This is a genomic window from Nocardia sp. NPDC046473 (genome assembly GCF_040645995.1).
In the GTDB taxonomy this organism is placed as follows: Bacteria; Actinomycetota; Actinomycetes; order Mycobacteriales; family Mycobacteriaceae; genus Nocardia.
In genome coordinates this window covers 320,466-334,071 of sequence record NZ_JBEYZJ010000004.1, presented here as the reverse complement: position 1 = coordinate 334,071, position 13,606 = coordinate 320,466, and the positions used below count along the sequence as shown (strand labels likewise).

Sequence of the window (13,606 nt, the reverse complement as noted above, 5' to 3'; positions counted from 1 at the left end):
CATCAGCGTGTTTGCCGATAGCTACTCCGATCTCGACATGGTCGAGGTTATCGATTTCGCTGGAGAGGATTGTCTTCTCGTCGTCCGACAGGTACCGCGACGGAGGCGGAACCAGCGCTCGAGCCTGCTCGCGATTCGGCAGCCCGAACTCACCCGCCGCCGACAAAGCCGCAGTCAGATCATCGACACCAAGTTTCTGATACACCCGCCGGAGGCGCATATATATGGTGCTTGCGGATACCCGGTGATCGTGCATGGAGAGGGCGAGCGCCGTTCGCCAGTTCTCATAACCGGCAGCGGTGTAGGTCCAGACTTCCTTCTGGGAGTCTATGAAGGCCCCGGTCGTGGGTTTTGGGGGCACGATTTGCAGTGTGTGAACCAGTGTCGGGTGCTCTGCTACGGCCTCCTGCAAAGCCCGGACAGCGTGCTCTCGACCTCCAGTCGACGCCACGCCGAATACTCGATACAGTCCTCCCGCAGTTCTCCGCACCGATGCGATTTCCGCATTTTTGTCCGCGATTTCGGTGCGCTTACCGAGCTCTTCGACAATCTGGGTGAAGCTGTAACCCGCCATGACGTAGGGAAGGACAGTCTTCTCATAGTCCGTCAAATATTGTGACGGGTGCGGTACTCGCCGCAAAGCTTCCTGCCGATTCGGAAGCCCGAACTCATCCGCCTTCGCCAAAGCGGCAGCAAAGCTACGCACCCCGAGTTGCGGATATATCGGCTGGAGGCGCTCGCTCAGCGTGCCGGGCTCCACCTCGATACCCTGCGCCCGGAGAGCGCGCGCGGCACGTGGACCGTCGTAACCGGCAGCCGCATATAGCCACGCTTGCGACTGAGAGCCGATAAGCCTGACAGGGCGTCGTGCAGGGGTGCGGACGACGAGGGGCGGGTGTGCTGCGGGCTGACGGACCTGGTCGCGACTGCCCGAGGGACCGGCAACTGCCTGGCCCGATCCGTCCGTATCGGGATCCGCCCGCCGGCGTTTGGCCGGTGGCGGGTCTTCACGAGATGACGGAGCTCGCCCGGGACTGGACACACCACCGGCACTACTGGGAGTATCTACGGTGCCGTCACCACCAGGCTGATAGGAGTCGTCATCCTCGGGGCTCGAGGTGCGCTCACGGGCGTTGTCGTGTTCGGGGCCGAGGCTCGAACCACGCCCCTGCGCTGCGGGCGCCGGCAACCCCCACTCCTGCGCTACCCGAGCCAGCTCCGCGGCATCCTGATCATCCCGCAATCCGAACCGATCAAAAATGGCGGTTACTCGCCAAATTCCGAGAGCATGTTGTACTTCGTCGACGGATTCTCCCCGCGCAAGCCGGCGGATCACACTCAATTCATCATCCATAAATGATTCAGGAGCCCCGGTGTCCGGGTTGATCGCACGATACTCATAATCGAGGTCGCCAGGCGCTGGCATCGGAGGCAGACGCCTACGCTCACGGGCTACTCGCACCGCAGTTGCAGGATTGCGATCAGCACCTACCAGATCCAACTTGTCGTATAACGCCTCGATCCGATGTTTGACAACGCCCTCATAAATACTGGATCGTCCAGTGTCGCGGAGTTCCGCTGTTTGGAGCTCCTCAGCTATCTCCTTATGGGTCTTGCGCTCCATATTCGCATTGCGCCGCATCAGCGCGGAAAGCACCTTTTGTTGATCGCCCGTCAACGACACACCCGAATCGTGATCCAGGTCACCTGGCTGCGGCTCTCGCGCCAGCAAACCCCACTCACGGGCCGCCCGCACTACATCCAGATAGTTGCCATGAGCGCGCAACAAATCTAGCTTCTTGCGCACCGCGCCAATACGCCGAGACAGCCCTGGTCGGTCGCGGACGGGAGCAGCTCCGGCCGCGTGGAGCTCCTCGACAATATCCTCGTATTGTTTGCTCTGCATATCAGGCTTGCGCCGTGCGATTATGGAAACCAGAGCAACCTCATCAGACGTGAACGCCACGACCTCATCGGACTCCGGATTCCGTCCGAAATACATGAAATCGACATCGCCGGGCACCGGATCCGGACGCAGCCACCCATGCCGCCGGCCCAGCTGGGCCACAATAAACCGATCGCGACGGGCGGCACCCCGTAATTTCAATCTGTTCAGCGCGCCCGCGAATTGCTTACCGACCTCGTCCGCAGCGATTCCGAGGATCTCAGCGATCTCCGGTGCGGGTTTGCCCTGCACAGTCAGCTCGAATACCTGCAACTGCGTCGGCGTTGGTTGCCGAACAGCGGGCGGCTGCCGTTGCTCAGCAACAACTCCCACCGCTCCCACATCACGCAAACGCGTCTTCAACCCCGCGGCCGGTAATACCAACGACCCCACGCCGTCCTCTTCGACATCGAAGTCACCGTCGTCCCGCAACGTGGCCGACACCAGCCGTTCGCCGACCCCCGGCCGCCACGACACCCGCGTTTCCGCAGCGAAAACATCCGCACCCAACGCAAATAAGAACCGGCCGGTCTCCCACACTCGAGCAACCCCGGCAGCCACCTCCGGCTGCACGATTCGCACGACACCCCCAGCACCCAACCCCGGCAAATTCTCCCCCGAATCGCGATCCGCCGACTCCGTCAACACCTGACCACGATCATCGGTAAACCCGAACTTCGTCCCCTCCGGAAAATCAACCCCCGCAAACTTCTCCCGGAACACCCCCCAACCGAACACATCAACACGATCCGTGTCATCCACAACCGAAAGACGGTTCCGCACGGCATCACCGGTACCGGTCATGTGGACGTCGTCGGGGCCGCGGGCGATGACAACTTCCTCGTCGAGCTCTTCGAGGCCGAGGCGAGGCTCGGCGGCGAGCTCGACGTAGCCGTACAAGACTGTGACCCTGGGATTCGAGCTGTCGTACCCGGTGATCCGGTAACTGGTATTGCGTGCTAATACCAGCTCGTTCTGGTGTGGATAGTGGCCGTCCGAGCCGATATAAACTCCGCGTGTACCGGGTGGAACTACGAGTTCTATACGGAAGTGATGGTCGAGGTTGCGGTGGATGCCCTCGGCGGCGAGTGAGGTGGACAGGAAGCCGACTTCCAGTTGGTCGGCGTTCACTATCAGGTCGAGATTCGTCCGTCCGCTCAACGTGCTGCCATCCAGGGTGTTGAGGAAATCGATGTCGGTGAGTGAGCGCACGAGGCGAATCGGTTCAGTCAGCGGCAACAACCGGTCCGTCGCCTGATCGAGCAACGCGATTTCGCCGAAAATTACCCCGGCCTCGAACGGAACTTGGAAGAACTCCTGACAGTGCTCGTCGTTTACCCGGTAGCTCCCGGCATTGATCTCGATTTCCGCCCAGTAGGAATCCGGCTGGTCGCTGTTCAAAATATTGTTCAGCGCCTGCAGCTCTCGGCGTTCGTGCTCGGTGAGATAAGGCCTGGTGCTCAGCGCGATCCGGCGATTCGCGAGATCGTCGATGGCCGGGTACACGTCATGTGCTCCGGTCACCAGTTCCTCGATCGCTGCGTGCCGCCGGGCCCGATCGGACCATTGGACGAACTGTTCCGCCGAGAACTGGCGTAGTACGTCGCTGGCGAGCTGTGTGTCCTCGTATGCGTGCAATACGTTCTGCAGTTCGCCCGAGAGCTCATCCCATCGGCGTAGCTGATAAAAGCCATAGGTGGCACCGGCCTCGTCGGTGTCGAATACGCGGACGTTGTTGACGATGTGGCCTTGGTTTGTGGGGTCGCGGTTGGGGATGAATGGTTCGAGATCGGTGTCGTCTTGTTCGAGGCCGAGGCGTGGTTCGGCGGGTGTGGTGTGGCCGAATAGTCTGGTGATGCCGGCGGTGTGGTCATATCCGGTGATTACGAAGTTGGTGTCGCGTGCGAGGACGAGTTCGTTTTGCCAGGGGAGGGCGGTGTCGTGGCCGATGTAGGTTCCGCGCGTGTTGGGCATGATCGCGAGGACCAGTAGGTAGGGATGTTCACCGTAGAGGTCGACTGTTTCCGCGGTCAGTGAGGTGGACATGTGGCCGAGGTCGGTTTGGGGTGCGCGGAGTAGTGCGTTGAGGTCGGTGCGTCCGTCGAGTGGGTGGCCGTTTCGGTCGAGCAGGAAGTCGATGTCTTCGAGTGCTCGCAGGACGCGGACGGGTTCGGTCAGTGGTAGCCGGTGTCGGGTGGCGGTGTGGAGGTCTTCGATGAGTCGTTCGAGGAGTTGGCCGGGTGTGTATCGGCCTTGGAAATATTCTTGGGATAGGTATCCGAGTGTTCGGTGGTCGCGGCCGTCGATTTGGATTTGTTCCCATAGTGCGGCGGGGTCCTGGTTGATCAGGATGCTGTTGAGGACCTGCATTTCTTGTGTTTCGAGAGGGGTGTGGCTGTTTTGGTTTTGCAGTGTGTAGAAGCGGTTGTTGAGTGTTGTGAGGTCTGCTTCGGGACCGTTGGTGTAAGCGACTACGTTTTCGAGTGCGGCGTTCTGTTCGATTCGGGTCAGCCAGCCGGCGCGTGCGTTTCGTCCTGGATAGAACCGCAGTGCGAAGTTGACGATGACTGATTCTTCGTAGGCGAAGAATGACTGATGCTGATTCTCCGAAAGGTCGTCCCAGTTGCGTAGTTGGTGGAAACCGAAGCTAGCTCCTGCGGCGTCGGTGTCGAATACGCGGACGCTGTTGACGATGTGGCCTTGGTTTGCGGGGTCGTGGTTCGGGATGAATGGTTCGAGGTCGGTGTCGTCGTGTTCGATGCCGAGGCGTGGTTGTGGTTTGCGGATTGGGCGTGTGGTGGGGCGGGTGGTTGGGATGGGGCGGGTTTTGGGGGTGTAGTAGATGGCGCGGGTGTAGGCGAGTTCGTGTGGTGGTTGGGGTGGGAATGGGTGGTCGCGGCGTAGTGCTCGGTCTTTGATCATGATGGTGCCGTTGACGTTTCGCATGACGTAGACGTGGCCGCCGATGCCGTGGCGGTTTGGGCGACGACCGCGGTATTTGTAGTTGTCGACGACGAGTGCTTTGTGTCCGTGTCCGAGTGTGCGGAGTCGGTCGTGGATTTCGGTGTGATTGCGGACCGGTTGTAGTAGGGCGGCGGCATGGGTTTCCAGTTCGGAGCGGGTGCGTCCGGTGAGGTCGGCGGGTTCGGTGGGGATGGTGACGACAGGGTCTGTGGTGTCGGTGTTTGTGGTGTCTTCGTCATCGACGAGTTCGATCAGTGCTAGTCGCACGCAGTCGTTGCTGCGATTCGTGGCGGTCTCGCCGTGGGTGAATCCGAGTCCTGCCGGATTGTCGGGAGCGTGGTATGAACCGCTGCCGTCGGTCGCCGGTGGACCGGATTGTTCGGGCAGTGGTGTTGTGAGTGCGATGAAAATATCCTCGTCGAGGTCACCCTGTCTGACCCGCATGTGGGCGTCGTCAATCGCGCTCTGCGCATTTACGGCGGCGGACCGGCCCCTGCGCTTGATCTCGAGGCGCTCGAACAGGCGGTCCCTTCCCCTGCCCAACGCCTTTTCCGTAAGGGTAGGTTCGGTGATCTTCAAGCGGGCCAAGATGTCCCGGGTCTCGATGAGGTTCGCCACAAAGCACTGGAGCACCTTGCTCCCCTGGGACCGCTTGGGGCCGGGAGCGTCTGCTGCGAGGTCTTCGATGATTTTCTGATCGAGCACGCCCCAGTCGTGGGCGAGGGCCACGATCTCCGCACGATTTTCGATCCGATCGGCCATGCCACCCTTGGGGCCAAGACCGGTATCGATATCGAATATTTCGTATATACCTCTTAATGAGTTATCGATCTGCGTCGGAGTGGTGCCGGTCTCTTTGTTTTTTCGTTGGCGGTGGCGGGCAATATCTTCATTTGTGTGGAAGCCTGCCGCGAAGTAATGAATTATGTCGTTCTCCAGATGCCACGGCTGTCTGCTCGCACTGACTCTGGAGAGCGGGAGGCTGGGGAGATTGTTGATGACATAACGATCGAGCTTATTTTGCCGGTAAGCGGCGTTGCCGATTTCGGCGCGCTGAATGAAAGGGCTGGATAGGCGGATGCGGGGGAGGTTGAGGTCGTGGGCCGCTGTGATGAGGATCAGTTCGAGCTTTTTGAAGGTGATGCCCAGGTGTTCGACGATCTGGCGGTTCGTGTGGCCCTTCACGACGTGTTGGAGGACGGTTTTCTGTTCGGGCACGAGCGGGTTGCCGGGGATCGTCGGGATGTCGTGCGAGGGTGTGGTCGCGTATTGGTAGGTGTGGTTGTCGGGGTCTTGCCGGAAGTGATGGATTTCTCGGCCGGGGCTGGGGTCGATGATCAGGGTGCGCCGGGTGCCATCGGGGTTGGGGTAGCCGAGGTTGGTATTGGTGTAGTCGGCTGCGGCCGCGAGGCGGAAAGGCAGGCCGGGGTGGGTGGACGAGCGATAGTCGGTGGTCCGCCCGTCGCGTACTGCAGTGATTTCGTTGTCGAGTGCGTGGGCAGGTTCGGTGGCGGCGAGGTTGTCGGGAGTGGTGATGCCGTGGAGGTAATAGGCGCGGTGGTCGTCGAGGTATTTCGCGAGGCCGTTGCGGAGTTGCTGGAGGTCGAGCCCGAGAGCCTCGGCGAAGGCGGCGAGCGGTTCTGCGTGGCCGTCGCTCCACTGGGTGGGGGTAGGCGGGTGGAGGGTGACGCCGGGGGCTCCGAGGGTGTGGAGGTGGGTGAGGAATTGACTCGGGTTGCGGGTTTCCGGCCCGGTCGGGGTGTGGAGTCCGAGCTTGCCGTTGGTGTGGAGAGTGGCGGTTGTGCCGTCGGACAGGTCGATTCGGGTACCGACGAGCAGGGTGTTGTGGTCGAGCTGGTGGGTGAGATCGGCGAGGGAGGTGGATCCGGAGGAGTCTGCCGGGGGCAGGAGCAGGGTTGTACTGGTGACAGTGCGGCCTTGGTTATGGATGTGATTGTCGAGGAAGGCGCGGATTTCGGTGCCGTGCAAGGCAGGTTCGTTGCGGGGGAGACCAGGGTTGTCGTTGCTGCGATATTGCGGGGTGAGCTCGTCGGGGCCGGTGACGACGGCCCGCAGTGTTCCGTGGGTGTCCTCGATCTTGATCTCGGTGCCGGAATGGGCGAGGAATCCGCCGCCCGTTTCACCGGCGCTCGGATCGAGATATCCGAGGAATTCTGTCGGATCCTGGAAGACCCGGATGCGGTCCTCCGCCGGAATGTAGTCGCTTTCGGGGCCGAGGCTGAGGCGTAGCTCGTCGTCGGTGTGCGCGACCGCACCGAGACCGGCACCATCCAATGACCCGGCCACGTGCTGGAAGCCGTCGTGCCGGACAACGGAATCCCGGACCGCCGGATCCAGGGCATTCGGATGTGCGGCCGAATAGGCGTCGGCGGCGTCGAAGAAACCGTCCAGATGAGCAAAGAGATCAGTCTTACCAACCTGCGGCTCGAACACCGATTGCCCGGACGCCCCGGATCGATCGAACGTACCGGATCCGTTGCGCGACAATGAATCTGCTGAACCGTCGAAGGTCGACGTATTCGGCGGCGAACGTCGAGCGGTTATCGCAGAGTTGCCATCGTTCCGAGTGCTGGTGAGCTCCTGCGCCGGAGGTGGCATCACCTGGGCCGGTGGCACCTTGTGAGCGTCGTCGTGCGTGTCGGTGTCGCTGTAAGCGTCGGTGTCGTCGGTGTCGGTGTCGGTGTCGTGGTGGGTGGTGTCGCTGTGCGTATCGGTGTCGGTGGCGGTGTCGTCGTAAGTGTCGGCATCGTGGTGCCCCGGAGTAGGTGTCTCCTGTTCGGGCAGCTGTGCCGCGGGCGGCGGCGTCGTGAAGTCCATCCCCGGCGGGGCCAGGGGAGTGGCGGGCAGTTGGCCCGGGGCAGGAACAAGCACCGGAGGCGCATTGGCTCGGTAGGTCCCAGGATGCTCGGACGACTGCAGTTGGTCTGCCATCGCATGTCGCAGTGCGGTTGCTGCGTCTTTGGGCCCGAGGTGTGGGGCGAGCAGTTGTTCTTCCGCGTGCTGTTGCAGCCGCGGCGTTGTCTCCTCCTCCAGCACGCGCACGGCCTCTGTGACCCGCTCGTTGGCCTTGTTGAGGGCTTCTTGTTTGCCCGCCGCAGAGGGATCGGCGTTGTACTCGGTGACAGCGCGCTCTTGTTCGTCCTTCGCTTTCATGTACTGAGTGATCTCGCGGGTGGCCTGTGCGTCCGCGATCGTGGTCCGGAAGTCCTCGATGGAGGTGTATACCTTCGCCGAACCGGGTGTACCGCCGGTCTGACGATCTTCACCCGACCCACCACGGGCCGAGCGCCAGATCGCCTGCAACAACACCCGCGGCGAAAAGGCCGGGCCGCCACTGACTCCGGTCAATACGCCGCCGAGTGCCTTCGACTCCGCGGTCGGCTTCGGGTCCGTCCCGCGCGCGCCCGACTTGTTGATGAACATCAAACTGCCCGGCTTACCGAACTTCTCGATCAGTGCGTTTGCCGCGTTCTCGGCAGCGTCGCCGCCGCCTGCCTTCTCATACCAGCGGGCATCGATCGCCGAGTATTCGAGTTGCACCCCTTCCTTGATCGCTAACCCGTGTTCGGTCGCGTAGTGCTGCATGCGCCGTTCGACGATCGCGTCGACCCAATCGACGACTCCGCGCTCGGACAATTCCTTGTCCTGCCAGCGATTCAACTCGATCCTGGTCTCCTCGACCATCCGGCCACCGCCCGGCTTGTCGACCGCCCGCTCCACCAGCCGCTCGTTCGAGCCGCTGATCTCTGCGTTGTCGAGGTGAATACGCCACTGCGGCTGACCCTTTTGCTCGATACCGACAATCGTGCCGTCCGCCACGGTGAACGAGATCTTCGCGACATCGACGGCATCGGTCGCGATGCCGGCCAGCTTCGCCTCGCGACTCTCGAAGTGTGACGGCTTGTCTTGGAACAAATTCGATTCGTAGAACCGCTCGACTTCCGGCACCCCGAAATAATCACCACGCTTGTCATGAGCGCCACCCCACGTCTCGTGCATGGCGCCTTCCACTTCTTTCGCCGTACCCGACACACCCGTCGGATCCTGCAGGAAACGGCTACCGATCCACTGCTTCAACGTCATCGTCAGCGAATCCTCCGGGCGATTACCCCGCACCGTCACACCCTGCACGATGTCGAGATGCTGCCCCAATCCCTCCAACCGCACTTCGGTGGATTTGTTCGAATCCCACATCAACCGGTCGGTGGTCGAGGCGTTCATCTGCATCACTTTGTCGTGTGTGCGGGAGGTGTTGAAGTCGGTGTCGCGTTGCAGCCCCCACCGCGCGTTCGCGAATTTTGTGTAATGCTCCGCGTCGGCGAGCACCGAACCCCGATCCCCGGTCACCGCCGTCAGCTTGTCGATCGCGTCTTCGGTCATCCGCGCATGCCACAGACCACGGGTATTCTCGGGCCTGCCGAAATCTTTGTCGGTCAATCGGTGATCCAGCATCGCGAGACGGAATTTCTCATACAGGTCCTTCAGATGCGTCACAGTGGCCGGTGGCGCGTCCCCGTCCGCACCCGGGGACAACTTGGCGCGCACCTCCCCGTCGAAAGCGGTATCGATCTCGTCGAGATTGACCTTCGCCTCCGGCAGCGGCTTGAACCGCCGCGCGATCTTCTGTTCCTCGGCCATCGCGTTCAACCGATCCGCTATGTCATCAATACGTGGCTCGGTGCGCAGCCACTCCTTCACCTCCGCCACTACCTCCTTAGGCGCACCTGCCCGCCCGATCTCCTCGATCATCGAGTTCGCTTCGTGCAACCCCATGAACAGCACCGCTTCCTTGGTCCCCACTATCAGCAGGTTGCGGCCCGATTCCTTGGCATCCCAGGCCCACTGCGGGAACGGCTCGTCCTCCCGCAGCTGCACCAGATCCACGCCCATATCCTTCAAGCCCGCACGATGTTCTTCGTGTGTCCCCAGGTAGCCCTGTACCTCGTGCATCATGTCGAGCACCAGCGGTTCGCTGCTGGTCAGGATCGTCTCCGCGCCATGCTTCATCGCATCGCGATACCCCGACATCACCATCACCAGCGTCTTGCCCTCCCCGCCCTTCATATCCGCGGGTCCGAATTCGGTCAGCACATACGCCAGCATCTGCGTCGCCCGCGGCGTGCGCCGCTTCGCCGGATCCGGATTCGGATCATGGCGCGTCATCCACTCCGCCATCGCCGCCACCTGCTCCGCGCGAGAACCGTTGCGCACCATCCGATCCACCTCGGCGTCGCTCGCGCCCCGCCCGATCACCGGATCCGTCTCCTTGGTCCGGCGCAACACCTCGTCCCGGTACACGAACGCCGCCTTCACCACCGCGTCCCCCATCTCCATAGCCTTCTTCGACGCCGCGCTCATCGCCTCCCGCTGGTCAGCGAGCCCCGCCTCGTAGGCGTCTCGATCCGCAACCTTCGCCGTCCCCAACCCCGCAAAGCGTTTCTCGAGCACCTCATGCATCTCGCGCCTGAACTTCGCGACCACCTCGGGATACGCCGCTTCCCTCGCCGCCAGTTCCGCACCCAACTCCGCTACCCGCGACCCGGCATCGGACTCATCTCGGCTCAACGCCCGTTCCCAGACAGCGGATCGCTGCTCGACTCTCCTGTTGAACACCCACCTGCGGCGTCGATCCGAGGCCAGCTCGGCACGGTCGTTGCGCGCCGCGGCCAGCTCCTCGGGACGATCTTTGGCGGCGGTCAGCAGCGCCTCGTGCTCGATCAGTTGATCCCGCAGATTCTTTCGACCCTGCTTGACTTCACGATTGAGCTGCTTCAGGTATTCCGCCCGCGGCTCGTTGCCCGACCGGGCATCCTCGTACTCCTTCTTGCTGTTCTCGAATGCTTTCCGTGCTTCAGCGACCTTATTCGTTGAGGTTTCGATTCTTTTGTCAAGACTATGATTCAGATGAACCTCGAGCTGCGCTTTCTCCATTTCGTGCATACTTCTGAGGTTCTTCAGATCAGCGATTTCCTTACGCAGATTCTTGACAGAAGTATCCATTTGCGCGTCGGTGGCCTTTAGCATCAACAGCCGATCCTCGTTGACCGCATTGATCCCGGCCTCCGACTCGGCCTTCAACTCCTCATAGCGCTCCTGCACCGCATGCTGTACCGCCGCATCGTGCTCGGCCTTCGCGGCGTCGTGCGCCGTGCGCGCCGCCTCGTGCCGCGATTCGGCATGCGCGACGGTGTCCGGCGCCCGATCCTTTTCTGCCCGAACAGATTCGAGTGCTCGACTGCTGTTGTCGAGTTCTTTCACCGCGGCGTTCAGCCGTTCCCTGGCGCCGATGACATTCTGGTCGCCGGCCGCGACCTCGGTCCGCAACTGATCTCGTAGCTTCAGCTCATGCGGGTTCATCGGCTCTTTGGCCGCCGGTCGCACGGGTGGGGGCGGCTCGGTGCGCCCCTGGCCTTGTGCATCGTGGTCGCGCTGGAGGGCGCTGTGGTGCTGCTCCGAAACTGCCTGACCATCATTGTTCTCGGACAGGTGCGCTCTCGGCCGACGAATCGTCTGATCATCTGGTTCGCTATGGCTCAGACCGTTTTTGCGTTCCGGCACAACGTTTTCCGGATGCGTACGGGCATCGTCGCCCGAGTTGCGGTTGGTGCGGATCTGCCCGGCTTCCGAGCCGGACCCGCTGTGCCCGGCCGGGCCTTCCGGCCGCGCTCCGGCCGCGGGGCCGACGGCGCGCTCCGGTGACACCGCTCGCGACGCGGCCGGTGACTGGTCTTCCCTGGCGACTACCGGCCGCGGCCCGGCCGGGCCGGACTCGTTGTGCGCCGCAGTGATCCGCGTGTGCGATCCGCCGTCGGATGCCGAGGTGATCGGCGCCCCCGACCGGCCCCGTACCGGCTCGACCTCCGATGTGGTTGACCGAGAGGGGAATTCGGAGCTGGTCCGGCTGCTGCTCCCCGACACTCCGTCCGTGCTCCGGCCCCGGCTCTGCGAGTCCACCACGCTGTCGGTGGACGAGGCCCTGGACGACGGCCGTGGCTCCGCCTGACTGGGCGGCTCGTGCCTGGCCGAGGCGGGTGACTCGGACCCGTCGCGAAGGTGGCTGGTCGAGCTGTGCGACTCGGACCCGTCGGGAATTCGGGCGTGCGATTCCGGCGGGGTGAATTCGCCCGAGTTCCGGGATACCGACGAATGCGTCTCGGGCCCAATCGAACCCCCATTCCTCGACACGCCACCGTTACGAGTGAAGTCCTTCGAACCCGATGCCTCGGGCGACCGGGACGTCGAACCTGCTGCCGGTTCCGGCTTGGCACCGAACCCGCGGGTGACCGGCGGCGGCGCACTGGACGACCGGTGCACGCCATTGCCGTTCGATGCCGCCGACGTACCGTTCGGTGTCGACGACGCCGAAACCTTCGATGTCGATCCGTCGAAGCCGGTCCCGCCGACCGAACCCGCGCGCGGCCGCAGCACGCTCGCTGCCGAGATGCTGCCGGTGCGTACGGAAGCCGGTCGAGTCGAGGCGGTGTTCTTGTCCTGTACCGAGGGCGGGCCGGAACGCGAATTCTTCTCCGTGACTTCGGTTCCCGGCCCGGTGGACCGATTGTTGCCGTTCTCGGTGCCGGCCGTGTGCGACGCCGACCGGGTCTGTTTCTCCGTGACCGCGTTATCCACCGAATGGCCGCCCGCGCCCCCGTGACCATTCCCGCCGTCCTTCTCCAGCACCGAATGGTTGGAACTTCCGTCGGAGATCTTCAGATCGATCTTGCCGACGTCCGCCCCAATACCCTTGGCGTGCATCGCCTCGCCCCTGGTATGCCCGAGCGCGCCGTGTATACCACCGAGCATGCCGCCGCCCGCCGCGCCGGCGAGCATGGCCGGATCGAACTCCCACTCCCCGGTGAGGGCACCACCGGCAACGAAACCCGCGCCGGCACCGGCCAGGCCACCGGGGACACCGGCGCCGATCGCGATGCCTGCGGACTTCCACCAGGTCATGCTTTCTTTGCCGATCCAGTTGCCGAGGCCCCTACCGATGATCGCGCCGACGGGTGCCGCCACCGCGCCGGACGCCCCGCCGACGGCTCCCGCGATCCATATCCGCTTCAGGTCGAATCCGTCGATATGCCCCTTTTTCTTTTGGATTCCCTCGATCAGGGTCTCGGTAAAGAGGCCGAGGCCGCCCTGTGTCCCGGCGCTGATCCCGGCCAGCTTCCACATCGGCTGCCGCGCGATCCACTTGCCGTGTGACGCGATGCGAGTGAGCAGCGCGCGGCTGATCCCCGCCATGACGCCCGCGGTTTCGGCCTCCAGGGCCGGCACCATCAACGTGCCGAACAGGGTGGTCAGGGCGTACGCGATCTCGGCGGCCAGGATCGCCAGCGTGATGATGACCTGCAGCTTGGTGTGCTCGATCTCGGCGCCCATCTCGTGCGCCGATTTACCCATCCCTCTGAGCGACTGGACGAGCTTCGGGATCGACTGGTCGCCGGTGAAGAACATGGCGAACTGCTTTTTCATCTTGTCGTCGCCGTCGCCGGAATAGCTGGCGGTCGCGGTGTCACACGCGGTGTGCAGCTGGTCGAGCAGCGCTTCCAGACCGTCCGCCGCCGTTTTGTAGTCTTCGGCGAGCGCGAACATCTTGTCCTCGTCGCCTTCCGGCCACGCGGCACCCGACAGGTAACTGAGCCATCGCAGCTCCTCGGGCATGTCGATGCTCAT

Annotated in this window: 1 protein-coding gene (running past one end of the window); it reads right to left on the bottom strand. The window is 62.9% G+C overall.

The window, feature by feature from the left end; all coding sequences use genetic code 11:
• Positions 1–13,606: the 5' end (the start) of a C2 family cysteine protease gene (locus ABZ942_RS15940; protein WP_357382458.1), read on the bottom strand. 48,401 nt of this gene lie to the left of the window's left edge; 13,606 of the gene's 62,007 nt are visible here — the first part of the coding sequence; its start codon is at positions 13,604–13,606; its stop codon lies off the left edge, out of view.